Here is a 26,382-nt window from a genome sequence, read left to right on the forward strand (position 1 = left end):
ACCTATCGTGATGAAAAAGAAATCAATCTACATATGCGCACTGCTGGCGCTAAGCCTGGGCTCCTGCAGCGACAAGCTCGACCAGGCCCCTTTATCGGATGCCAGTACCGCGAACTTTTACCGCAACACCGACGATTTTGTGCAGGCTGTGAACGGCACCTACGCCCAACTGCGCCCATTCCCGGACCGGTATTACGACCTTTCCGAAACCAGGTCAGACAATGTGTACGGCTCCTCTTCTACGGGCGTGCGCGACTGGGACCCGATCAACGATTTTGCCATTACCCTGGCGAACAATGCCTTGATCGCTGAAGCCTGGAACAACAACTTCAACGGCATTATGCGGGCCAACACCGTGCTGGACAAATTGAACGCGAGCGTGGTGCCCGATCCGGTGCTCCGCGGCCGCTTGGAAGGGGAGGCAAGGTTCCTGCGGGCGCTCTATTACTTCGACCTGGTGCGCTGGTTCGGTAAGCTGCCGATCATGGACAAAGTGGTGTCGCCGGCCGAGGCGCTGGAGATTTCCCGTAGCCCGGTGGCCGATGTATACAAGCTGATTATGGACGATCTGAAAAAGTCCATAGAACTGCTGCCCGACACCAGGTATGCCGGCACCAACATAGGCCGGGCCAACTCCTGGGCCGCGCAGGCCTTGCTGGCCCGCGTGCACCTGACCCGTTCGGGTCCTACGTACAACACAGAGGGGCCGGGGCTTGGCGTGAGCGAATACTCGGATGCGCTTACGCTGCTGAACAACATCATCAACAACAGCCCCTATGCCTGGGTAAGCAATTATGCCAGCATCTTCTCTTACAAAAACGAGAACAACAGCGACATCATTTTTGATGTACAGTTCCAGAGCGGCAACGGCCTGGGCACTACCCTTCCGGGGTATATGGGCACACCGGCCTACTTTAACGCCACGCCAGGTATTCCGCTGCCACAGTCGAGTGTGGAGATGCGCGAGATCTCCGATGATTTGCTGAACGCTTATCCGGAAAACGACGTGCGGAAAGCCGTGACGGTGCAGCAGGGGTTCACGGATGCGAACGGCTTTACCGAAACCCGCGCCTTCTACCGTAAATTCTTGGATGAGACCAGCCCGGGAGCCGACCGCTTCGACTGGCCGATCAACTTCCCGCTGATCCGGTACACCGATGTGCTGCTGATGAAGGCGGAGGCCATCCTGCAGGGCGCCTCCGGGGGCTCGCAGCAGGAAGCGCTGGACATTGTGAACAGGGTGCGGGCAAGGGCAGGGGTAGCGCCGCTTGACAACCTGACGCTGGACTTGCTGCTGGAGGAAAGAAGGCTGGAGTTTGCCGGCGAGGGGCTACGCTGGCATGACCTGGTGCGCACCGGCAAAGCCATCGAAACGATGAACGCCTGGCTGCCACAGGAGGATGAACTGAACCGTATGCCGGAGTCCATCGAGCCTTTCAACGTTATTTACCCGATCCCTTTTACCCAGCTCACCGTGAAGGACGGGCTGTACCAGCAAAACCCAGGGTATTAGGTATAAAGCCATACATGCATCATTTCTCAAAAGGAGCGGCCCCTGTTGGTGCCGCTCCTTTTTTTATGGCCGGGATTTCCTGTTTCACGGGGTGCAGCGGTATGTCTCCCCATGCAGCCACTAGGCCAGACCGGACAGAGCAGGATAGCTGCGCTGGAAGAATTGCCTATATTTATCCAGGTGCCAACCCTTGCTACTGCTATTCTCCTGTTTTGTAGAGGGAACTGGCAGCTGGGGGGAAGTCCTTGTGTTTTGTCCTTCAATAGTTTAGACGATAAAAAAGATGTTGTATCGCTTGAAGCAGATCTTTGCGATTTTGTTTGTTCTGCAGGGGGTTTGCCTGTCTGTGCAAGCCCAGCAAAATGCAGGGAATTACCAATCGGGCTTCCGAAAACAGGGCAATGAGGTGTTTTTTAGGAACGCCAACGCTGACGTGACGCTAGAGTTTATCACCCCGATTGTGTTCCGGGTTCGGGCCAGTTGGGACAAACAGTTCGCGCCGAACGAGCCTTACATGGTCGTGCGGTATGATTGGCCCTCCGTTGCGGTAAAAACTGCGGAACAGGCCAGCCATTTCCTGCTCCAGACCGATAGCCTCGATATCAAGGTAAGCAAAGCACCCTTCGGGATAGCCGTTTATACCAAGCAAGGCAAACTGCTGACAGCGGATGCCTCAGGGAGCAGCCTTGCCAAAGACGGACAAGCCGTGTCGGTGCGCAAGCAGTTGGCCCCTGACGAGCATTTCTTCGGTTTTGGCGAGCGCATGGACTTCCTGGACCAGCGCAACAAGAAACTCAGCATGAACGTGGGGCGTGGCAAAGGGCTGCCGCACCACGTGGGAGCCTATAATGTGCTGGAAGCGAACTATGCGCCGGTGCCCTTTTTCATGAGTACCCGCGGTTACGGCATCTTCTTCCATACAGCCTATCCAACGGAATGGGACATGGGGATGAGCCAGCCAGACACCTACAGCTTCAAGGCTGAAGGCGGCGAGCTGGACTACTACTTTATGTATGGCCCGGACTTCAAAACACTTTTGGGTAGCTATACCTCCCTCACCGGCAAATCGCCGCTGTTGCCTGACTTTGCACTGGGCCTGCACATGGGCACCTACAGTGGCGGCACCTGGGGCCACGAAGCCGAGACCTCCGACCAGTATGTAGTGGCGCTGGGGCGCAAATTCCGTACCCACGGCATCCCGGTGGATATCCTTCACCTGGACTCCACCTGGCGCATCTTCGGGAAGGAAGGCGGAAAGGGCGCAACCTCTTTTGAGTGGCGGCCTACCTTTAAAGACCCCAAAGGTATGTTTGATAGCCTCTATGCGATGAATTTCAAGATGGTGGGCCTGCACCTGCGCCCCCGCTTTGACAACGGCAACACGCTGAACCTGCTGGCCATGGCCCAGGAAAAAGGCTTTGTATACCCTGAGCAGGGTAAGCCGGGGGAGTTTGTGAACTTTTTTGACCAGAAAGCGGTGGACTGGTGGTGGCAAAACGGCGTGAAGCGCATTGCCGACCAAGGCGCCATGTTCCTGAAAACGGATGAGGGCAGTGCCTTTGGAGCGCTGGCCAACGAAAGCGAGAAAGTGGGCCCGACCGGCGAGGATATCAAGTGGAAGCACAATATTTTCCCGGTCATCTACACCAGGGCCTCTTTTGAGAAATTCCAGGAGCACAACGGCATCCGGGGTATGGCCCATACCCGCGAGGGGTATGCCGGCATCCAGCGCTACCCCTTCATCTGGGCCGGCGACTGGCCAAGCGAGTGGCAGTACTTTGCGCCGGTCATCAAGGCCGGGCTGAACATCGGCCTGTCGGGCATAAGCTATTGGTCGCATAACATGGGCGGCTTTGAGCACGTGGCTGACCCGGAGCTCTACATCCGATGGGTGCAGTTCGGCATGTTCAGCCCCATCGCGCACCTGCTGGGTATGGAGCACCCCACCTACAAAGAGCCCTGGAACTACGGCGAGGATGCCCTGCGGAATTTCAAGAGATACGACCTGCTGCGCTACCGGCTCATCCCCTACATCTACAGCAACGCCTACGTGAACCATTCCACCGGTGTGCCGCTGATGCGCGCGCTGGTGCTGGAAAACCAAAACGATCCGAACGTTTACGACATCACAGACCAGTACATGTTCGGCAACAGCCTGCTAGTGAACCCTGTCACAACCAAAGGGGCCAAAACCCGCACCGTGTACCTGCCCGAGGGCACCTGGTTCGATTACTGGACCGGGAAAAAGTACGAAGGCAAGCAGTACGTGCACGTGCTGACCCCACTGGATACCATCCCGGTGTTTGCCAAAGGCGGCGCGATCATACCCATGCAGCCAGAGATGAAGTACTTCGGGGAGAAGCCCGTCAAAACGATCACGCTGGAAATATTCCCGCACGGCGCCTCCAGCTTCGAGCTGTATGAGGATGACGGCAAAAGCCTGGACTATCAGAACGGGGAATATGCCACCACGAAAATCACCGCTGATTTGACAGATAAAGAATTAAACCTGGCCATCGGGAAACCGGCGGGCAAGTATAAAACCACGGAGCATGATTACCTGGCCAAAATCCACTGGAACGACCGGAAAGCACCTGCCAGCATTACCGAAAACGGGAAGAAAACAAAGGCTGCGGCCAGCGCGGCAGCTCTGGAACGCGGGGCAGGATGGTATTATGATGCCCAAAACAACCTGCTCTGGATCAGGACCAAGCGTACCAACAAAGACGCGATTACACTGCGGGTGCAGCACTAACCTGGGCAAGGTATAGGCTGCTGAAGGCTACCCGCAAAGGCAGTTGTTGGTTGACATGGCTACAAGAAATAAGATAAACGCTAACTGGATGATGAAGAAACGTATCCTGAACCTCTCGCTCATTTTTGCGACTGGACTTCTGCTGAGCCTGTCGCCGCAGGAAAAACGGCCCAACATCATCGTGATCCTGGCCGACGACATGGGCTATTCGGACATCGGCAGTTTTGGCTCTGAGATCGAGACCCCGCACCTCGACGCGCTGGCAGACGGCGGCCTGAAGATGACGCAGTTTTACAATGCCTCCCGCTGCTGCCCTACGCGTGCCTCCCTGCTTACGGGGCTTTACCCGCACCAGGCGGGGGTAGGGCATATGGTGAATGAGCGCGAGCAGCCCGGCTACCGCGGCATGCTGAACGAGGAGTGCGTGACCATAGCCGAGGCGTTGAAAGAAGGCGGCTATAGCACCTATATGGCCGGCAAATGGCACCTCAACGACCGCCCCGAGCACTGGCCTGTACGGCAGGGCTTCGACCGGTACTTTGGCCTGCTGGACGGTGCCAACAGCTATTTTGGCAACCGCCCATACCGGCCCAACCAGAAACTGACTTACGCCCTCGATGACAAGGAATACACGCCCGGCAAAGATTTTTATGCCACCGATGCCTATACCGACTATGCGTTGAAATTCATGGAGGAAGGCAGGGGAAAGGGTAAACCATTCTTTTTATACCTGGCCTATACCGCTCCGCACTGGCCCTTGCACGCCTTGCCCGAGGACATCGCCAAATATAACAACCACTACATGAAAGGCTGGGACAAGCTGCGCGAGGAGCGTTTCCGGCGGATGCAAAAGATGGGCATCATCAGCCGGGACACGCAGCTGTCGCCCCGCGACGAAGACGTGCCCGCGTGGGCCTCAGTAACAGCGCAGGACAAGAAGCGATGGGCAGGGAAAATGGCCGTTTACGCGGCGATGGTAGACCGGATGGACCAGAACATTGGCAAGATCCGGCAAAAGCTAAAAGAACTTGGGCAGGACAAAAACACAGTAATCATGTTCCTGTCTGATAACGGCGGCAGCTACGAAGCAATTGAGGGGCCGGGCTTTACACCTGAGATTCTGGCGGCCAGCAAAAAGCCTGCTGCCGACCCTACCTCGTTCACAGCCTACCAGCATGAGGGTGCCAACCTGAGCAATACCCCCTTTCGCAAATTTAAGCGTTGGGAGCACGAAGGTGGAATTTCTACGCCGTTCATCGCCCACTACCCGGGCGTTATACCTGCCGGTCAGGTAAACCACCAACCCGCGCACCTCATCGATTTGATGGCCACCAGCCTGGACCTGGCTGGGGTGCGCTATCCTGAGGCCTACCGTGGCAAAGCCATCAAGCCGCTGGAGGGTATAAGCCTGGTGCCGCTGCTGAAAGGGCAGCCCTGGCAAGGGCATGAGGCGATTTTCTTTGAGCACGAGGGCAACCGCGCGGTGCGGCAAGGCGACTGGAAACTGGTCTCGGTTTACCCGGAAGATGACTGGGCGCTGTACAACATGCAATCCGACCGGTCAGAGCTGAACGACCTGAGCCACAAGTTTCCGGAAAAGGTGAAGGCGATGGAAAAACTATACACTGCCTGGGCGAACCGTTCGGAAGTACTGCCTTTTGCAGAACTGGAGGCATATGACCGCGCGCGAAAGCGCAGGTAAGCTGCTTTCAAAAGCTTGTTCACAGCCATTGATTCTGGCCCGCTGCCCCACTCAGATTATAAAACTGACATGATGGAAATGATAGAGCCATAGCGGGTACGCTTGATCCCCTTCCACGGATTTAGGGTGGGGTATCGCACCAAAAAATAGATTATCAGACTAAAGAACAAAATATACCCATGCAGCGAATCGCATTTAAGATGAAACTAAAGCCCGGCTATGCGGCCGAGTACCAAAAGCGGCACGATGCAATCTGGCCGGAGCTTTCGCAACTGCTCCGGGAAACCGGTATAAGCGACTATTCTATTTTCCTGGAGGAAGAGACGAATACGTTGTTTGCCGTGCAAAAGCAAAGCGGAGCCTCCTCTCAGGATCTGGGCAGCACTGAGGTGGTGCAGAAATGGTGGGCTTACATGGCCGATATCATGGAAACCAACCCGGACAACTCGCCGGTTAGCGCCCCTCTGCGGGAAGTGTTTTATCTGGCGTAGTCAGCTTGTACAATCAAGCGGACCACTGAACTACGCCTGCTCCTCAGATGAATAGGGGTAGGTTGATTTATACCTTGCAGCAGCTGATACTTATAATTTGAGGTACCAGCAGCAGCTTATCGTAAGATTTTGATACGACACATGATGCATAAACTTAAACTCTTCCCGGCATTTATCCTGTGCGGCATGCTCCTGACCAACTGCCGCCAGCCGCAGGCCAGCGATACAGCAGCAGCCACCACAGCAACCCCTGAGGCGGCTGCACAGGTATGGCCGGAAGTTCAGACCAAAATGCGCCCCTGGACCCGCTGGTGGTGGATGGGAAGTGCCGTGGATGAACAGAACATCGAAAGGCTGCTGAAGGAGTATGCCGATGCAGGGATAGGAGGCGTGGAAATAGCGCCGATTTATGGAGCCATGGGGCATGAGAACCGCTACATAGACTTCCTCTCTCCCCGCTGGATGGACATCCTGGACTACACCGTGAAGCAAGCGGGTAAGGAGGGAATGACCGTGGACATGACCCAGGGGACGGGATGGCCCTTCGGCGGTCCGCAGGTGACGCCGGAACACGCCGCTTCCAGGTTGCTGGTGCAAACCTATACCCTCCGCGCCGGACAAAAGCTGCAGGAGAGAATACAGGCAAAGGACCCGAAGCAGCAGGAAGTAAAGGCCGCTTTGCAGGCATTGATGGCCTACGGCAGCAAGGGGGAAGTGCTGAACATCACGGATCAGGTAGGGCCGGACGGCACGCTGAACTGGACTCCGAAAAGTGGGAAATGGAACCTTTATGCCGCCTTCAACGGAAGAACCCGGCAGATGGTGAAGCGCGCCGCCCCCGGCGGCGTGGGCTATACCCTCAACCACCTCTCAAAAGACGCCGTGGCAGCCTACCTGGACCGGTTCAGCAGGACGTTTGGCAGCCAGAACTATGGTGTGCGGGCCTTCTACAACGACAGTTACGAAGTATACGGCGCGGACTGGTCGGCAGGTTTTTTCGAGGAGTTTGAGCAGCGCAGGGGGTACGACTTGCGCCGCTACCTGCGGGAGTTAGTTAGTGGAGAGCATACCGAAACCGTGGCACGGCTCAAGGCAGATTACCGCGAAACGATGGGCGAAATGCTGCTCGACAATTTCTACGAACCCTGGAATGCCTGGGCGCATGCGCGTAACAGCTTCACCAAAAACCAGGCACACGGCTCCCCAGGCAACCTGCTCGACCTGTACGCCGCCGTGGACATCCCGGAGTGCGAAACCTTTGGCTCCAGCTACTTCCCGATTCCGGGCCTGCGCCGCGACAGCGCTGACGTCCGCAATGTGGACCCTGACCCGATTATGCTCAAGTTTGCCTCTTCGGCAGCGCACGTAACGGGTAAAAAACTTATCTCGAGCGAGACATTTACCTGGCTCGGCGAGCATTTCAAAACCTCGTATTCCCAAATGAAACCGGAGGTAGAGCAGGTGTTCCTTTCCGGTGTTAACCATGTGTTTTACCATGGCGTCACCTATTCGCCGGAAGATGTGGCCTGGCCGGGATGGCTGTTCTACGCCTCGCTTAACCTGACGCCGGCCAACAGCCTGTGGCCACAGTTCAATGGGTTTAACAACTACATCACACGGGTGCAGTCGGTGCTGCAGTCCGGGCAAGCGGATAATGAGCTGCTGGTCTACTGGCCCATCCACGACGTGTGGAGCAAGCCGGAAGGTATGGAAATGCTGATCAAGGTGCACGACATCGACGAGTGGCTGCACCCGACACAGTTTTATAAGCAGTCGCAGCAACTGATGGATGCGGGCTACTCCCTGGATTTCGTATCGGATAAAATGCTGCAGGAAACCAGCGTGAAAGACGGCCAACTGCTGACTGCGGCCACGGCGCCGACGCATAAGGTGCTCATCATTCCGAAGGCGAAGTACATGGCCGTGGAAACCTTGGAGCGAATCATTCAGTTGGCCAGGCAAGGCGCTACGGTGGTGGTGCAGGAACTGCCTGCCGACGTGCCGGGCCTCCACAACCTGGAAGCCAGGCGCGCGCAACTGAAGCAACTGAAAGCGTCCCTCGCCTTCACGGACGCTGGCAGCGGCATCAGGCAAATGAAGACAGGTGCCGGAGAAATCCTGTTGGCTACGGATGTGCAGCGCGCACTGGAGCACAAGGGCGTGCAGCGGGAAGCCTTAACCGATACGGGCCTGAAGTTTATCCGTCGGCAGCTGCAGGACGGGAAATACTACTACCTGGTAAATCATACCCCCAACGCCATCGACACAACCGTGCCGCTGAACTTACAAGCACCTGGTGTTGTGCTGCTGGACCCGCAGAGCGGGAAAACCGGGATGGCCATGGCAAACGCGGCAGGAGACAAAACAAATGTGCGGGTGCAACTGCAGCCCGGGGAGGCACTGATCCTGCAGGCCACCTCCAAGCCCAGTGCGCAGCTAATGGCATGGCGCTACCTCGAACAGGCGGGCAGCCCGCAGGAGGTAAAGGGTGAGTGGGCGCTGCACTTCACAAAGGGCGGACCGGCGCTCCCCGCCGACCAAAAGTTGAACGAGCTGGTATCCTGGACGAAGCTCAGCGATCAGAAAGGACAGGCATTCTCCGGCTCCGGCGAGTATACCACCACCTTTAATCTGCCGGCCAAGCAGGCGGAGGAATATGTGCTGGACCTGGGCCAAGTGCGGGAAAGCGCCCGCGTTTGGCTGAACGGGCAGGAAGTAGGAACCTTATGGGGCATTCCGTTCCGGGCCAGGGTGGGGCAGTATCTAAAACCAGGCAAGAACACCCTGAAGGTTGAGGTAGCTAACCTCATGGCCAACCGCATCCGGCACATGGACCAGCAGAAAATTGAATGGCGGAAATACCACGAGATCAATTTCGTGAACATTGACTACAAACCCTTCGACGCCTCTGTCTGGCTACCCATGCCCTCAGGTTTGCTGGGGCCGGTAACCATTACCCCCTACAGCGTATCGGCACCACAAAAAGCACGCACATTGGGGTATAAGTAACAATGCAATCGATAGATTATGAATTGAATGGCAGCCAACCTCAAATTTGCCTGCCATTTTCATTGCTCCTGCCTTTGCGCCCTTACCAGGCGAAGCGTATACCTGACAGGATGCCGCAGGATGCATTTATGTTTGGTATGCGTTAGCTTTAGCGTACCTCGAACGCTACATTCATACGCAATGCAACGACGCTCCTTTATTTCTTTCCTGGCCATCGGAACCCCGCTGCTGGCAACTGGCCCCACGCTTTTTACGCTACCCGGCATTCGGCAGCCGGATGAGCTAGCTTCTCCCTTCAGCAAAAGGCTGAAGCCGCTTGGGCGCAGGTTGGAAATGGAGGGCTATTACGTATGGGGTACCAGCCCGATCATCGGGCCGGACGGGAAAGTGCATGTGTTTTTTTCCCGCTGGGCCGCTGATAGGAAAATGGGTGGATGGATCAACAGTTCTGAGATTGCCCATGCTGTAGCTGACACGCCGGAGGCTCCGTTTCAATTTGTCTCCACGGTGCTGGCACCCCGGGGCGAAGGCTACTGGGATGGCACCACCTGCCACAACCCGCACATCAAGCTGGTGGACGGCAGATACTGCCTGTTTTATATGGGCAACGCCAACAGAAAAACAGACACAAAGCGCGTGGGGCTTGCCGTGGCCGATTCCCCTTACGGGCCATGGGAGCGACCAGACCAGCCGCTGCTGGAGGCCGGTACAGGCAATGCTTGGGACAACCACTGCACCTCTAACCCCTCCTTTATCAAACACCCCAACGGGGAGTACTGGCTCTACTACAAATCCTGGAATACTGAAGAATACGAAAACTATACTGACCCCAAGATCAGGGGAAACCGGAAATACGGCCTGGCCACTGCCGATAAGTTACAGGGCCCCTATACCCGGTTCGAGGGCAACCCGATTCTGGACTACTCCGGCAGGGGAAACAACGTGCAGGCAGAGGACGGGTATGTATGGCACGAGAGCGGTAAGTTCAGGATGATCATGCGCGACATGGGCATCTTCAACCACCAGTACGGCCTCTACCTGGAGTCTGGGGATGGTATAAAGTGGAGCGAGCCTAAAATAGCGTATTACAATACCGACCATTACTTCAGTCAGCCGCCCGCCCCCGCGCACCTCTCCAAATACGGCCGCTTCGAGCGGCCGCAACTCCTGCTGCAAAACAATCGGCCCACGCACCTTTTCCTGGCATCGCAGGGTGGCAAATACAATACCTCCAGCGCCTTTGTCTTCCAAATCAGCCCTGGAGGCTAATATGAGCTAGACCTGACAGGCAGGTTCCCCAGGAAGCATGTTCGCACCATCTTATACCGCCTTTGCTGTGTCATTTTGATTTGCAAGAAATGCCAAGGCAGTAATCGCTTGTTGGTAATCGCGGGAACAACGGCTAAGTTCTACTCCCAAAAAAATGTTACGCTAATCAGCTTCAACTTATGTACAAGCAGTACGCTAATCTTCTCCTCCAAAAAGCTGCCCTGTTGGCAACTGTCGCTTTCCTCTCCGGTTGCAGTTCCTCCGAGCCCTCCACGAGCCGCAAAAGCACCGCCATAGACCGCCATGCGTTGGTCAGCCGCCATAATATCACCTTGACAGCACCGGATACCCTCGCCTCCCTGTCGGTGGGCAACGGCGACTTCGCCTTTACCGTGGATGTGACGGGGTTGCAGAGTTACCCGGAGTACTATGAGAACGGGGTGCCGCTGGGCACGCAATCGCAATGGGGCTGGCATAGCACCCCAACAGCCCAAAATTATACCCTGGCAGACGTGACCCGCTACGACACGACCGAAACCGGCCGGGTGATCCCTTTCCCGGTGCAGCACAAAGGCATTGGCCGCAAAGTGGAGGCGATGAACTGGTTGCGCGCCAACCCGCACCGGCTGCACCTTGGGCTGGTTGGTTTGGTACTGCTGAAGGAAAATGGGGAGCAGGTGCCGGTGCAGGAACTGCAGAAAGTCAGCCAGACACTTAACCTCTGGACCGGAAAAATAGAGAGCAGGTACGAGGTAGATGGTGTCCCGGTAAAAGTGGAACTGTTCGGACACCAGGAAAAGGATGGCTTTGCCGCCCGTGTTACCTCGCCGCTGATTGCCCAAAACAGGCTGAGGGTATCGTTCAGGTTTCCGTATGGGGCGGAGTGCCATGTGTGCCCCGGTTACGATTGGCAGCACCCCGGCGCGCATACCACCACGCTTTCCGGCGCTGAGGGAGATGCCAGCCAGGTGCAGTTAAAGCGACAGTTGGATGCCACTACCTACTACACCGCTGTGGACTGGCAACAGAAAGGCAGCTTCAGCAAAAAAGGAAAACATCATTTCGAGCTAACCCCCTATCCGGCAGCGGATACCCTGGCGTTTTCCGTTCTGTTTGGCCGGGAGCCGCAGCTTGATATACCAGACTTTGAGCAGACGCAGGCGAACAGCAAGGCGCAATGGGACGAATTCTGGAAAGAAGGGGGCGCGGTGGATTTTTCAGGCTCCACAGACCCGCGCGCCCCCGAGCTGGAGCGGCGCGTGGTGCTGTCGCAGTACCTCACCAAAATCCAAGCTTCAGGAGATCTGCCGCCACAGGAAACCGGGCTGACCATGAACAGCTGGTATGGCAAGCCGCACCTGGAGATGCACTGGTGGCACGGGGTGCATTTTGCGCTGTGGAACCGCCTGCCGCTCCTGGAGAGAAGCCTCGGCTGGTATGAAAAGGTGCTGCCCAAAGCCCGCGCAACAGCGGCATGGCAGGGGTATGAGGGCGTGCGGTGGCAGAAAATGACAGAGCCGGGCGGCAGCGAAAGCCCTTCCAGCATCGGGCCCTACCTCATCTGGCAACAGCCGCACATCATCTATTTCTCGGAACTGGTATACCGGCAGAAACCCACTCAGGCAACCCTGGAGAAGTATAAAACGCTGGTGTTTGAGACCGCGGATTTTATGGCCTCCTTGCCAACTTACGCCGAGAAGGAACGGCAATATCACCTGGCGGCACCGCTCATACCGGCCCAGGAGCTTTTCCCGGCCAGCGAGACCAATGACCCGCCTTTTGAGCTGGCTTACTGGCAGTATGGGTTATCGGTGGCGCAGGAGTGGCGCAGGCGGCTGGGGCTGTCAGCAAACAAGAAATGGCAGGAGGTGCTAAATCAGCTGGCACCACTGCCCGTGAAAGACGGCTTATACCTGCCAAGCGCCACGCATCCGCAGGCCTATGCCAGCGATTCCTTCCGCCGCGACCACCCGGTGGTAGTGGGCGCATACGGCCTCCTGCCGCTTAGCCCGAAAGTAGACACGGTTATCATGAAAAACACCTTCGGGGAAATACTGCGAAACTGGCAATGGGACACTACCTGGGGCTGGGACTACCCGATGATGGCGATGAGCGCCGCCCGGTTGAATATGCCTGAAAAAGCGGTGGATGCGCTGTTAATGGACGTGCAGAAAAACACCTATTTACCCAACGGGCACAACTACCAGGATGAGCGCCTGCGCATCTACCTGCCGGGCAACGGCGGCCTGCTCACCGCAGTGGCCATGATGGCTGCCGGCTGGGACGGTGCTCCAGACAAAACTGCGCCTGGCTTCCCGGACAATGGCAAATGGAAGGTGAAGTGGGAAGGCCTGCAGCGAATGCCCTGATTCAAAACGATGCCTTTTGCAGCGTTGCCTTAGCGTGCTAAAAGAAAGCGAAGTTGCCTAACGCAAGTGAAGCCGGGATTAAGCTGCACACTGGCAGGACAGTGCAGGATGCCCTGGCAGAAAATAAAGTGTAGCTTAGCTAGTGTTAGAGATTTAGCGGGCAACTGTTAAAAAAGTATAGTGAGTAGAGTGTGGTTTATTTTGAAATGAGGCTGTCCCGGAAGGTCACTTTTAGGGCAGCCTCTTTTTGTTGCCACACACCATAGCGAAGAAGCGGGTTAGCTGTGCCAGTGGCGTGTATTCCGCAGCGTTCCTCCTAGGCCAGCCTTTTGAAATAAGGCATGCATGATGTCCTGCGAGCGCTTGCGAGGCGTGCAGTCGCACTGATAGCAAAGCCTGATTCAGCCCTAAGCGCCACCCTGCTGCCACCGGGAATACAGCCGTGCGGAACAGGCCTTGGAGGAGATCGCGCCTGCTTGAGAACAAACCCTGAGCAGTTAGAAGCAGGGCTGCAGTGCTGCAGTGCCCCTTTGTTGAGAACAGTTATACCGCTACCGATATGAAAAATAGAAAATTCGCCATTTTGCTGGGAATGCAGCTGCTGCTTTGCCCGCTTGCCCATGCCCAAGAAGTGCTGGAGACGGGTGCTCAGAAGCCCATGCCCCAAGAGTGGATCGATAAAGACACCGGGCATAAAGTGGTGCGCCTTTCCCGAAACGGCGGGAGCAACGCGAGCTTTTACTTTCACAACAATCCGTTTCTGAGGCAAAAGGGCAAGGAGGGCGATGCAATGGTATACTACCACACCGATGCACAGGGCGTGAAGCAGCTGTATGCCGTGAACCTGAAAACGTTGAAGTCGGAGCAGATTACCCGGAACGCCTCTGAGAAACGGGGGGAGCTCCTGGCCCGTCGCCGCCGGGAGGCCTTCTACCAGAGCCGCGACAGCGTGTTCGCCACCAGCATCGACACCAAGCAGACCCGGTTGGTCTATGTTTTCCCGGAGGGTATGGATGGCAGTATCTCTACCCTGAACGCTAACGAGACGCTGCTGGCCGGGAGCTTTGCCGGCCCCGAGAAAGCCCGGATCTACCAGCAGTACCCGGAAAAGAGCGACTACTTTAACCGCATCTTCGACGCCAAAATCCCACATACACTCTTCACGATCGACATTGAGAAAGGCAAGCTGGAGGAAATACACCGGGAGGACACCTGGCTTGGGCACATCCAGTTTTCGCCCACCGACCCAAACCTGCTCATGTTTTGCCATGAGGGCCCCTGGCACAAGGTAGACCGCATCTGGACCTACCACATGCAAAGCGGCGAGGTGAAGAAAATGCACACACGCACGGTGGAAGGGGAAATTGCCGGCCATGAGTTTTTTAGCCCCGATGGGAAAACGATCTGGTTCGACCAGCAGGTGCCCCGCGGCAAGACCTTTTACCTGACGGGCGCGGATGTGAAAACAGGCGGGGAAAAGCGTTACCAACTGCAGCGGAACGAATGGTCGATCCACTTCAACGTGTCCCCGGACCAGAAGCTGTTTGCCGGCGACGGCAGCGACCCTGGGCAGGTGGCCAAGGCAGAAGACGGGCAGTGGATCTATCTGTTCCGACCTGAAGGGAACCGCCTGAAGTCGGAGCGGCTGGTGAACATGAAGCACCACTACTACAAACTAGAGCCGAATGTCCACTTCTCGCCGGACGGTAATTGGATCATCTTCCGGGCCAACTTTGAGGGCGAGAGCCAGGTGTATGCCGTGGAAATTGAGAAGCATGGGAAGAAACTGGGAGCAAGGTAAAGTCCTGCAGGCAGGGCTGTGCGCTGAAATCAATTAGCGAAAGTGCCGCCGCGCGAACAAGAGAAGTGCAGGGAGAGTATGTCTGACGATGAAAATCATACATGGCCCGTCCTGACAGAGTCGGCAAAGGGATAGAGCCTGATGTGCTTGGCCGGTGGCGGGACCGTTTGCCGATGTGTGATCACACGCTAACGTCTATCAGCGATGTATGCCAGGATCATGTGCAGGGCTTCAGATTCGTAAGGCATGTAAACGCTGCCAGGGAGGTGGAAGCCCTTGTAAGAAGTATAGCGCTTTAACGTGGAGATGCGGATACACTTCCAGGCAACTAGCACGAGCACCTGTGCTTGGCCCCGGCATTGTGCTCGACAGAATTTCGATTGACTTGTGGGTACTGAAACCAGCTTACGGCGCTATGCTAGAAACACGAAAGCAGACGGCGGTCATGAGAAGGCAATGCCTGCCGCTACGGGCAGCAAGACAGAGCAGGACAGTTTCTTCCGTGAAAGCGCGTAGCTTTCAATGTTATAACCCATTGGCCACGACAAAAATAAAACATGCAAACCAAAAGACTCCTTTACCTCCTTTTCCTGCTCCTGGGTATAACGGAAGCTTACGCCAAAGGCCCTGTTACCCGCCAGGTGAAATACCTGTCAGGTACCGACAACGAGCACACCGTTGCCTGGGATTTTCAGGTGACCGGGGGGCGGAAAAGCGGGTACTGGACGCAGATACAGGTTCCCTCGCATTGGGAGCAGCAGGGCTTTGGCACTTACAACTATGGCCGCGACTACGTGACCTATGGCAAGAATTTCCGCTTTGCCGATGAGAAGGGGATGTATAAGCATACCTTTCAGGTGCCGAAAGCCTGGAAGGGGCAGGACGTATACATGGTGTTCGAAGGCTCTATGACCGACACCGAGGTGAAGGTGAACGGCAAGACAGCCGGCCCGATCCACCAGGGTGCTTTTTATGAGTTCAGGTATAACATCAGCGATAAGCTGGAATATGGCAAAGAGAACCTGCTGGAAGTAACGGTGAGCAAAATGTCGGCTGCCCCGTCGGTGAACAACGCCGAGCGCCTGGCTGATTACTGGATTTTCGGAGGCATCTTCCGGCCGGTATACCTCGAGGCGTTCCCGCAGGAGCACATCGCGTTCACGGCCATCGATGCGAAGGCTGACGGTAAGTTCTCGATGAATGTGCACCTGAGAAACCCGCAGGCAAGACATGTGGTAGTGGCCGAGATTCTGGATGCCAATGGCAAGGTGGTAAGCACCGGGAAAGCCACAATAGCTGCTGCGGACACCTTGGTGAACCTGAAGACCAACGTGCCGAGCCCGCTGCAGTGGACCGCCGAGACCCCGCATTTATACAGCGTGCGCACTGCCATCAAGGCAGGCCGGAAAACGCTGTACCAGACCACCGACAAGTTCGGTTTCCGGACCATCGAGATTCGGGAGGGAGACGGCATTTACCTGAACGGTACCAAAATCAAGATGAAGGGCGTGAACCGCCATGTCTGGTGGCCGGAAACGGGCCGCTCCGTCAATGCCAACATCGACCTGATGGATGTCAAGCTGATCAAGGAGATGAACATGAACGCCGTGCGCTGCGCACATTACCCCCCGGACAAAAGCTTTCTCCAGATCTGCGACTCGCTGGGCCTGTATGTGCTCGACGAACTAGCCGGTTGGCAGAATGCCTACAGCACCGAGGCCGGAGCACCGCTCGTAAAGGAAATGACGATCCGGGATGCCAACCACCCGTCCATCATCTTCTGGAGCAACGGAAACGAGGGCGGCCATAACAAAGAGCTGGACGACGACTACCATTTCTACGACCTCTCGAAACGCCCGGTCATCCATGCGCACCACCGCCCGGGCAATGAGTTCAACGGCATCGACTGTAACCACTACGAGGATTATTATAGCACCAAGAAATTACTGGAAGGCCCGAACATCTACATGCCCACCGAGTTTCTGCACGCCCAGGACGATGGCGGGGGCGGCACCTCGCTGGCCGATTTCTGGGAGCTGCACTGGAACGCGAAACTGGGCGCAGGCGGCTTTCTATGGGACTTGGCCGACGAAGGCGTGGTGCGTACCGACCAGAATGGCATCATCGATGTGAACCGGGTGAACGCGCCGGATGGTCTGGTGGGCCCGCACCGCGAGAAGGAGGGAAGCTTCTACGCCATCAAGGAGATCTACTCGCCGGTACACATCAAGCTGGACAAGCTACCTGCTGATTTCCAGGGCGAAATTCCGGTGGAAAACCGCTTCCACTTCACCAACCTCAGCCAATGCACGTTTCAGTGGCAGCTGGCCGATTACCCCAAACCGACAGATCAGGAGACCGGCTATATCATCCGGAAGCAGGGAACCGGGGCTGGCCCGGCGATAGCGCCCGTTGCGAAAGGCAACCTGAGCCTGACCCTGCCTGCTGACTGGAAAACCTATGACGTGCTGCTGCTGTCGGCTTTCGACCCGCACCAGCAACTACTGTATACCTGGACCTGGAACACGAAAAGCAGCGACATGCTGCTGGACGGGCTTGTGGCGCTTAAAGGGGAGAGCCCCGTGGAGGTGGCAGAGACAGACTCGACCATTACCCTGAAGGGCGGTGAGATCGGCGTGAAACTCAACAAGCAGAAAGGCACCATCTCGGAACTGACCAACACCAAAAGCAAGAACCTTTCCTTCGGCAATGGCCCGGTGTTGGTGGCTGGCACCGCTACCGTAGCCAGTGTGAAGCACTACCCAGAAAGCGATGGCCACGTAGTGGAGGTGTGGTATAACGGCGACTTGCAGTACGCCAAATGGAAAATGCACCCGAGCGGCTGGCTAAGCCTGGAGTACGCTTACAGCCTGAACGGCGCATACCCCTTTACCGGCATCAGCTTTACCTACCCCGAGAATTTTGTAATCGGTGCCAAGTGGCTGGGCAGAGGCCCCTACCGCGTCTGGAAAAACAGGGAGCAGGGCATGCCGCTGGGGGTATGGGAAAACGCTTACAACGACACCCATACCGGCAGCGCCCCCTGGATTTACCCGGAATTCAAAGGCTATTTCGCTGACGTGACCTGGATGGAGTTTAATACCGCCGAGGGCAAGTTTTTGGTAGCCAGCAAAGAAGACGACCTGTATGTGCGCCGCTTGGATTTCTACGGCCTGTCCGGTGTGAAGCCACACCCAACGCTCCCGGCTGGTAATATCTCGTTTCTGGATAACATTCCGCCGTTGGGTACCAAACTGGCCCTGAACGTGAGCAGCAACACCCGAAACCTGGGCCCGCTAGGGGAGATGAACCAGGTGAATGGCACGATTCGGCGCACGCTCTACTTTTATTTTGGCCTTCCTGAAGCAGATGACTCCGCCCCCGAACAGTTTAACCGCCCCGTGAAAGACGAACTGTTTTAAGCTGGCGCGGTGGGAAAGGGGTATGCTAACGCATAGCAGCCTTAAGGCTGCTTCTGCGTCCTATAATGGGGACAGGTCTCGACCCAATGCTGTAAACGTAAGGCGAAGCTGTCATGCCGAGCCTTTGCGAGGAATCTGGAAAATCGCATGACCATAAAAAATTCCAGATCTCTCCTTTCGTCGAGATGACAGATTGGATACAGCTGTTTCTTAAGTAGACGGCATTGGGGCGCGACCTGTTCGCGGACTGCCCCCAGCAATGTACAGGAGAAAGGAATCAAGCTTTAAAGAAACATACTGCCGTTTGCACATCAAGCAGGGATAGGTATGGGAACGAGTGGGCAAATCTTGACCCGTCCCTGCGAAATGCTTTGAACCTGCGTGCTTATACAGAAAGAAGGCAGACTTACAGGTTTACATTGGAGCTGTGTTCGATGTTCAGTTTGCTGTTGTCTTTTGTTTGGAGCGAGAAGTCATTGAATTTCCAGTCCTGGGCGTAGTTTATTTCGCCTGCCGTGCCGGCCTCGATGGAAATGTCATTCAAGTGGAAATTCTCTACGGAGGATTGCGGGATGCCGCTGGCTGAGAGGCCTTTTTTAGCGTCCGTGACGGTAATGTCTGTGATAAACACATCCCGGAACTTGGGGATACCCAGTGCCTCCGGTTCTACTTTCTGGAGCATCGTTTTCCAGTGCTGCGGAATGGTTTCGTAGGCGTAGCCTTCCGGCAGCGTGCTGTAGCTATAGCTCGGGTTCCAGTTCATCGACACCTCGATCGGCACGCCGACGCCATTCATCTCGATGTCCTGCATGTAAATATTCTCCACCGTGCCGCCACGCGTAATGGCCGATTTGAAGCGGATGCCGACACCCGTGCCCTTGGCTTTCAGGTTATACGCCAGCACATGCCGGATGCCGCCGGAGGTTTCGCTGCCAAACGTGATCAGGCCACCGCCCGCCCGCGAGATACAGTCCCGGATCACGACGTACTCAGTGGGGCGGTTCACGCGCAGGCCGTCCCAGTCGCGGCCCGCCTTCAGGCAAAAATTATCGTCGTTGCAGTCGATGTCGCAGTTCTGCACCAGCACGTAGGAAGAGGAGTCGATGTCGATGCCATCCGTGCTGGGGCCATGCCCGTCGATGTTGTTCTGGATCACGACGCCGTCAACCGTGATGTGGTCGGAGTACAGCACATGGATCGTCCAGAAACCCGCCTGTTTCATGGTGATGTCTTTGATCGTGACATCCGACGACTCCGATACGAGCAGTGTGCGCGGGCGTTTGGCGTCATAGTCCACGATCCAGCGCAGTCCTTTTGGCTCATACGCCTTGCGCAAGCTCCAGTAGGCGTCCCAGAACGGCTTGCCCTGCGCATGCACCACCCCTTTGCCGGAGATAGCCACATTCTCCTGCTCCAACACATTGATCAGCGCGGAAGGCCATTTCATCTCGATGCCTGCCACGCGGGTGTCAATCTCCGGGTAATCCGTTAAATCTTGGCTGCCTAACAGTTGCACCCCTTCGTCGAGGCGCAAATGCACGCCGCTTTTCAGGTAGATGGAGCCCGTCAGGTAGTCTCCCGGCTGAAATGAAACGATGCCACCACCCTTGGCAGCGCAGGCATCGATGGCGGCTTGTATGGCGTTGGTGTTAAGCGTCTTTCCGTCGTTCACGGCACCGTATTCCACGGCATCGAAAACCTGCTTCTTCCGGGGCATATTTTTAGCGCCTACCTCATTGGCCCAACCGGGTTTTCCGTCGTCTGCCAAGGCGGGTTTAACGGTGCAGCCGGCCGCAAGGAGCAGGAGCAGGACGAGAGATGCGAACGTGGTTAGCGGCTGATATTTCATGTTGTCTAAGGAATGGTAGAGGATAAATTGAATCGGGCACAGAGGACAACCCTGGGTATTTTCGCAAGGATTTTCGTGGGCAGTTGCCGCATCTGTGCAGGTCAGATTTTTATACCATCCAATTTAAGGAATCATTCCCAAAGGCCTGTCCTGTGCCATCCTGCCCGGCAAGCCATACCATGATACGGCAGGATGCAGTTTGACCAGGTGTTGTGTATCATTGCTATAGGAGCTCATCTAGCCGCGCCCCACAGGTTACAGGCAGGAGACGGCCGTGGAAGAGGCCAATTCTCCGCCTCAGTTCCCTTTTAGCAGGCGCCGCTGCGCCGCGAGATCCATCAAAAAATAGTTGAACAAACTGCACGTATCATGACACACACCGTCGCCTGCATGCTCCTGGTTCTTCGGGAAAGATGTTATCTGCAACCGTGCCAAAAGGGTATGAAAAAACTACTGGCAGGGCTGTGTGCCTTAGCGCTATACCCCGCAGCGCAGGCACAGGTCATCAACGGCGTTGATTATTCGGCGATGGCAAACGTATACCATACTTTCGATATGGCAGGCACCGATGTGTTCGGGCAGCGTTTCCCTTCCGAGAGCCTGACGATTATGGATCCTGTGACGGGCGTGAAAGTTACTGCCCTCACCACTTCCCGACACAGCAGTTCCAAGATATACCAGGACCACCCCAACTGGACCGCCGATGGCAAGCACATCGTCTTCAGCTCGAACCGGAATACGGCAGCGGGCGGCAACGTGACCTTCGCCACTAACCGCGAGGCACGGGGAGGGCGGCAATTCTATGCCCTTTCAATGGACAACCATGAGATTGTGCAGGTAACAACCGGAAGCAACACGCGGGACCTGCTGCTGGGGCACAAGCGCAATGTCGCCTTTTATATTCGGGACAACCAGGTGATCGAGTACAACCTCGGTAAGCTGCTGGCTGACAGTGAGCGTGGCAACGTGCAGGACGTAGCGAAGTATGAAAAGGTAGTAGCCACGCTGCCAGACAGTTTAAAGCCGGGCAGTACGTGCCTGGACATAAACGACAAACGTATTTTCTTCTCGGCAAAAGCGGGGGAGAATAACTCAGCCATCTACAGCATCGCGCTGGATTTGGGCAAGACCACCAAACTGACGGAAGTTCCCTTCCGGACAGGCCATTTTCAGGCTAACCCCTATGTGTCAGGTGAGATGATGTATTGCTGGGAAACCGGCGGTGACGCGCCACAGCGGATGTGGCTCCTGAGTGTGGACGTGCAGGGCAACGTAACCAACCGGCCAATTTACCAGGAGAAAGCTGACGAGTGGGTGACGCATGAGGTGTTTGCCGGCCCGGACCACGTGCTTTTTAATGTGATGGGCCACCTGGACCGTTTGCGTAAGAATCCCACGGGCATTATGCTGCTAAACATTCGCACGAACGAGGAGAAGCTTTTGGGACAGGCGAAAGAGCTGGGCGGATACTGGCACAGTGCGGGCACCAAAGACCTGAAGTGGGCTGTGGGCGACTCATTCGACGGCAATATATACCGCCTGGACATTGAGAAAGGGACCTCCACCCTGCTCACCACCGGCCACCGGCCTACCACCAAGAGTCCCTTTTCCAGCGAGGCCCATGCCCACCAGTCCATCAGCCCCGACGGCAAGTGGGTGCTTTTCAACTCCAGTCTCCTGACAGACAGCGATATCATGCTGCTACCCCTGCACCCAGAGAAGTCCACAGCGAAACGCTAACTGACATAAAACTAACCAGAACACCCTGGAGGATCATCTCTTTTGCAAGCGAAAACCTTCCGGGTGTTTTGTTTTAGGTATAGAAGATTCAAGCACAAAGCTCGTTGTCAGTTTCCGTCCGGTTTCACGGCTGTTACATCCGGGCTTTGGGGGAGTCTCCAGTCGGCAAAGGCATCCGGGTGGGCAGGGTCGAAGGGCTGTACGTCTTCCCGCAGGTAATCGGCGAGCTTGAGCTTGTTGCTTTTTATACCCTCCACAATGCCCCGGGCAAGTTGGTAGGCGCCATAAGTGCTGAAATGGGTATTGTCTTCCAGGGCTTTCTCCTGGCCGGGGAAGGTATGGGCGGAGTAGTGCACAAAGGCTTTCTTTGATTCCTCAGGGCCCATTGCCTCGTAAAAAACCTTGCTCATGGCATTCAGGTCGATCAGGGCCACGCCTTCTTCCTGTGCTGTCCGGCGGACTGCCTCCGGGTAATCGCCGAGCGTGTTGACGATGTGGCCCTGCGCATCGAAACTACGGCGGTGCATGGAAGTAACCAGCACCGGGATTGCCCCTCGTTTGCGCGCTTCGGTAATGAAGTGCCTGAGCATGGCCTTGTAAGTCGTGAACGGCTCGACGTGCGAGGAACCGGGTTTCTGGTCGTTGTGGGCGAACTCAATGAAAAGGTAATCGTTGGGTTTGATCACGCTCAGCACTTTGGCCAACCTTTTCTCGCCCACAAAGGCTTTGAGTGTTTCACCCGATTCGGCATAGTTGGCAACCACCACACCCGGTTTGAAGAAGCGCGGCACCATCTGGCCCCAGGCGGCCCAGGGCTCATGCTCCTGATCTACCACCGTAGAGTTCCCCGCCAGGTATACCGTGATCACATCCTCCACCTGCCGGATTTCGACGGCAGCCACAGCGGGGCGTTCGTTGTTGAATTCCAGTGTCAACTTGTCGTCCCAGTTCAGGTAACTTACTTCCCGCGGCTTCAGCCGGATACTATCTTCCATGTTAATGCGGGGCGTGCGCACATTCACGGTAAAAACATGCTTTTCCACTTTGCCCAAGGGTGTCTGCACTGCCTCCAGCATCAGGCGCCGCGACTCAGCCTTCACGGTGGTTTTGGAGGTGCCTTCCGGGTCGCCGAGCAGCACAGTCACTTCATAGTTTCCCTCCGGCAGATCCACGGTAAAGTAAAAAGGAACGCTACCCGTAATGAAGTCGCTTGTCAGGGCATCTTTCCCTTTCCGGCTAATGGCCGCTAAGGGTGCCCCGGAGGTGATGCCATACCCACGTGCTGCCGTATACGCTGTGCCCGGCAGCACTTGCGCATATCCCTCCGCCACCACCCCGGAGCCAAAGTCAAACCGCTTCTTCAGCAAGTTTGTTTCTGCGGCCATAGCAGACGCTACGGTAGTAGCTGCTGCTTCAGGCGGTGCGGTTTGGCAGGCGACCGAAAGGCAACAAATGCCAGCAAGCAGCACGGATTTGGCTGGGCGCATAGGGTATAGAAAGGCGTTGAAAGAGTGTATTGTCATATAGGAGCTACCATGTTGGGCTGAGGCTACCGGGCAGAGAACTGCACCGAGCTGTCGTTCATTTCGTATTTGCTGTTTTTGAGCAGGTGGATGATCTCGGCACCGGCCAGCAGCACAGGGCCATACCCATGCGCGGCATACACACTGATGGGTCGGTAAAAGTAGAAGGCCGGGTCAAAGGCCATTCCTGTGCCCACACAGGTGCCCTCTACCTGCCCCTTGGCGTTTACCTTTGTCGCCACGGCGTTCCAGGCCAGCAGCACCATAGGTCCATACGCCTGCCTGTCTATCCAGCCGCGGTTTATGGCCCGGGCAATGGAATAGGCATAAATGGCGGTGGCCGAGGTCTCCAGGTAGGAGTTGTTGCGGTCCAGGAGCTGGTGCCAGAATCCCTCGCCAGACTGGTAAGCGGCAAGCCCCGCCACATGCGCGCGCAACTGCGCCAATACCTTAGGGTAGCCCACATGGTTTTCTGGCAGCACGTCCAGCAGCTCTACCAGCGTCATCACGGCCCAGCCGTTGGCGCGCGCCCAATGAAACTGCGGGTGCGGTTCCATGCCCTGTACCCAGCCGTGCATGTATAGCCCCTTTTCTTTGTTGAACATCCGCTCCGAGATCTGCACGACCTGTTTCACGGCCTCATCATAGTATTGCTGCTCGCCTGTCAGTTTACCCATTTGCGCCAGTGCCGGCACACTCATAAACATGTCGTCCAGCCAGATGGTGTTGGGCAAAGGCCGGTTGCGGGCCAGAGTGCCGTCCGGAAGGCGGAACTCTTTGTGCATGATGTAATCGATGTAGTTATCGATGAGGGGGCGCAGGTTTGCCTTGGTAACGCCTGCCCGGCTCGCTTTGATCATTGCGGCGGCCATGGCCCCGGCATCATCCAGGGCACGCGGCTGCAGTACTTGCCGGAGCGGCGTTTCCAGGTCGGGGTTTTTATTGAGCTCTTTGCGGTAATAAGGGGCCAGTTCTGCCAGGAAACCCAGGCGCTGGGCGGTATAATTGGTGAAGCGGGCATCGCCGGTGGCCTCGCCGGCCAGCAGCATACCAGCATAGGTCACGCCCCACTCATAGCTCGTCAGCCGGAAATCGCCCTGCTCCATAACGATGCTGTTGCGCAGTTTTTTCAGATCCGTGACGGGCTTTTTGGTTTCCTTGTCGAGTAGCCGGGCGGGGGTGGCGGCATCGAGGTAGGCATGTACCCGTTGCAGAACCTGCGTCACATCCTTTGCAGTGGCTTGCCCATAAGGGGTGGGGTAGTCGGGCTGCATGGCGTGCAAGGGGGTGGTAGTGTCTGATACCTTCGCAGGGGTAACCTGTGCCTGTGCCGACTGGAACATGGTTGCCAGCGACAGCGTGAGGCAGGCTCGCCAAACGATTTTTCCTACTCCCTGCCGGTTACAATTAAAGGAAAACTGAGCTGCATTTTTCATTTGTTCATCATTTTAAATATAGCCATCGATTTTGTCCGCCACAATTGCCTCCTGCCTCTAACACAGCCACAGTTAACGCCCGATACAAGTGGTCAGTAGAGTCGGCGAACCGGTCGGCCGTATGTGTTTTTCTAGTGCACCCGTATATCGTAGCGCCGCAAAAAAATGCAGAGCTGCAGGAGCGGGTCACTTTACTTCTATCTTCACTTTTGCCGCTAGTTGCTCGGCGAGGTTTTGCACATAAGCCTTAAAGTCCGCCTCGTTCCGGAAGCGCTCATCACTCATTTCCCATCCGCCCACAGCGTAGTAGGTTACGGGCTGTTTCTCCCGCACCTTCATTCTGGCAAAGTATGCCCGCGAGAGGCTGCCCGTGGAAGGTGCCTCCATATACCCCAAGTAGGCGTCTTTTGGCAGTATCAGGGCGAGGCCCAGCAGCCATTCGTTGTCATACGTTTCGCGGTCATGCGTGAGCAGCGCCACCCAATCAGCATTCATATCGATTTCCGTCACCCGGCTGGTTTGGTCCAGGTTGTTTATCCCGATCAGCAACGTCTCATCCCCTTGCAAGCCGGATACGCTGGCCGTGTTTTGGTAAGCATACATGCCGGGCCAGATAGCGGGTTGCTCCGAGAGGGTATAGCTCCGGTTGGTGCCGTCAGGCTGCCAGCCCTCGTACCCCAGGCGCAGCATCGCGCGAACAGGGCCTTCCGTGGCGAGTTGCAGCGTGGTGCTTTCCACGTTGTTGATGGAATCGTTGGCCGTAACGCCCAGGCGGTAGGGGGTGTCGCCGATCTGCAAGGCGATGCCGCCGATGCCGGTGGAGTTGCCCACGGCCATGATGTCGCGGCCCCAGTCCTCCATCACATGGTAATTGTCTTCCACTGCCCCGGCTGCGTTCACGCCCACCGTCTCCGGCGACATGTAGGACACGCGCTTCCCGAACAGATCCTTGGCGTTGCGCCCGTCGAAATAATGCCGGAAGCCTACTTTGTCGTTTTCCCACATGGGGCCATCGGTTTGGTACGGCTGGTAGCCATACCCTGCGCTTTTGGGCAGTTGGTTGGCAAGCAGGGTGTCGCTGGTGCGGGGTTGTACGGGTGTGTCTTTCGAGGTGCGCTTTCCGAACCGTGCATGGGTGCGGGCGGTATACTGCGGCTGCGTGGCCAGCCACGAAAGCTGCAGCGTCCGGGTTCCGTTTGGCGGCAGGTCCGTCACGAAGAAAAGCTCGTCCCATTGCGCATCGCCGTCCAGGTCGTCTGCCTGTACAGCCACGGTGTCGCCCTGCGCGGTCAGCAGCAGCGGGAAATAGGTCCCTTCGGGGATGTCTGTCAGCTCCGCCCGCTTGATGGAAACGGCCTTGTCGGTCAGGTGGAGGGCAGTTGGGTTGGTGAGTGTGATTTCCTGCGTTTGCTTTTCTGTTTGGCAGGAAAAAAGTATACCCAACAGGCAGCTGGCAGTAAGCGGGGAGAGGCGTTTTTTCAGCATAGTGATGACGTTGATGTG

At 56.4% G+C, this 26,382-nt stretch carries 14 protein-coding genes; 10 read left to right on the forward strand and 4 right to left on the reverse strand.

Annotated elements, in window-relative coordinates; genetic code table 11:
- Nucleotides 1-10: 10 nt before the first annotated feature.
- From ACXYMU_RS05550 to ACXYMU_RS05590, 9 genes are all read left to right on the forward strand, one after another.
- Entirely contained in the window at nucleotides 11-1,513 is a 1,503-nt protein-coding gene (locus tag ACXYMU_RS05550; protein ID WP_458985370.1) for a RagB/SusD family nutrient uptake outer membrane protein, read from the forward strand.
- 295 nt (nucleotides 1,514-1,808) lie between these two features.
- A complete protein-coding gene (locus ACXYMU_RS05555; RefSeq protein WP_458985371.1) occupies nucleotides 1,809-4,268 on the forward strand; it encodes a glycoside hydrolase family 31 protein in 2,460 nt (819 codons plus the stop codon).
- 88 nt (nucleotides 4,269-4,356) lie between these two features.
- A complete protein-coding gene (locus ACXYMU_RS05560) occupies nucleotides 4,357-5,970 on the forward strand; it encodes an arylsulfatase (protein WP_458985372.1) in 1,614 nt (537 codons plus the stop codon).
- Between the two features lie 179 nt (nucleotides 5,971-6,149).
- Nucleotides 6,150-6,461 (forward strand): L-rhamnose mutarotase, encoded by a 312-nt coding sequence (gene rhaM / locus ACXYMU_RS05565; RefSeq protein ID WP_458985373.1) that lies wholly within the window; start codon nucleotides 6,150-6,152, stop codon nucleotides 6,459-6,461.
- 141 nt (nucleotides 6,462-6,602) lie between these two features.
- Complete coding sequence (locus ACXYMU_RS05570) at nucleotides 6,603-9,470, forward strand: glycosyl hydrolase (protein WP_458985374.1); 2,868 nt, start codon at nucleotides 6,603-6,605, stop codon at nucleotides 9,468-9,470.
- Between the two features lie 180 nt (nucleotides 9,471-9,650).
- Nucleotides 9,651-10,739 (forward strand): glycoside hydrolase family protein, encoded by a 1,089-nt coding sequence (locus ACXYMU_RS05575; protein WP_458985375.1) that lies wholly within the window; start codon nucleotides 9,651-9,653, stop codon nucleotides 10,737-10,739.
- Between the two features lie 179 nt (nucleotides 10,740-10,918).
- A complete protein-coding gene (locus ACXYMU_RS05580; protein WP_458985376.1) occupies nucleotides 10,919-13,108 on the forward strand; it encodes a hypothetical protein in 2,190 nt (729 codons plus the stop codon).
- A 559-nt stretch (nucleotides 13,109-13,667) separates the two neighbouring features.
- Nucleotides 13,668-14,909, forward strand: coding sequence for an oligogalacturonate lyase family protein (locus ACXYMU_RS05585; protein WP_458985377.1), 1,242 nt, complete (start codon nucleotides 13,668-13,670; stop codon nucleotides 14,907-14,909).
- 557 nt (nucleotides 14,910-15,466) lie between these two features.
- Nucleotides 15,467-18,331 carry a glycoside hydrolase family 2 TIM barrel-domain containing protein gene (locus ACXYMU_RS05590; protein WP_458985378.1) on the forward strand — a complete coding sequence of 955 codons (2,865 nt, stop codon included), beginning with the start codon at nucleotides 15,467-15,469 and terminating at the stop codon, nucleotides 18,329-18,331.
- 406 nt (nucleotides 18,332-18,737) lie between these two features.
- Here the strand turns inward: ACXYMU_RS05590 and ACXYMU_RS05595 are convergent, their stop codons facing one another.
- Nucleotides 18,738-20,180 carry a glycoside hydrolase family 28 protein gene (locus ACXYMU_RS05595; protein ID WP_458985379.1) on the reverse strand — a complete coding sequence of 481 codons (1,443 nt, stop codon included), beginning with the start codon at nucleotides 20,178-20,180 and terminating at the stop codon, nucleotides 18,738-18,740.
- A 441-nt stretch (nucleotides 20,181-20,621) separates the two neighbouring features.
- Here ACXYMU_RS05595 and ACXYMU_RS05600 point away from each other — a divergent pair, with 441 nt between their 5' ends.
- Nucleotides 20,622-21,920 carry a biopolymer transporter Tol gene (locus ACXYMU_RS05600; RefSeq protein ID WP_458985380.1) on the forward strand — a complete coding sequence of 433 codons (1,299 nt, stop codon included), beginning with the start codon at nucleotides 20,622-20,624 and terminating at the stop codon, nucleotides 21,918-21,920.
- A 107-nt stretch (nucleotides 21,921-22,027) separates the two neighbouring features.
- Here the strand turns inward: ACXYMU_RS05600 and ACXYMU_RS05605 are convergent, their stop codons facing one another.
- The 3 genes from ACXYMU_RS05605 to ACXYMU_RS05615 all read right to left on the reverse strand — a co-directional run bounded on the left by ACXYMU_RS05605 (nucleotide 22,028) and on the right by ACXYMU_RS05615 (nucleotide 26,364).
- Nucleotides 22,028-23,443, reverse strand: a complete 1,416-nt coding sequence (locus ACXYMU_RS05605; protein WP_458985381.1) for a rhamnogalacturonan acetylesterase — start codon at nucleotides 23,441-23,443, stop codon at nucleotides 22,028-22,030.
- Nucleotides 23,444-23,469: 26 nt separating this feature from the next.
- On the reverse strand, nucleotides 23,470-24,786 hold the full coding sequence (locus ACXYMU_RS05610) for a glycoside hydrolase family 88/105 protein (RefSeq protein WP_458985563.1): 1,317 nt from the start codon (nucleotides 24,784-24,786) through the stop codon (nucleotides 23,470-23,472).
- Between the two features lie 279 nt (nucleotides 24,787-25,065).
- A complete protein-coding gene (locus tag ACXYMU_RS05615; RefSeq protein WP_458985382.1) occupies nucleotides 25,066-26,364 on the reverse strand; it encodes a DUF4861 domain-containing protein in 1,299 nt (432 codons plus the stop codon).
- Nucleotides 26,365-26,382: the final 18 nt, after the last annotated feature.

The sequence above is a fragment of the Pontibacter sp. CAU 1760 genome, assembly GCF_054482735.1.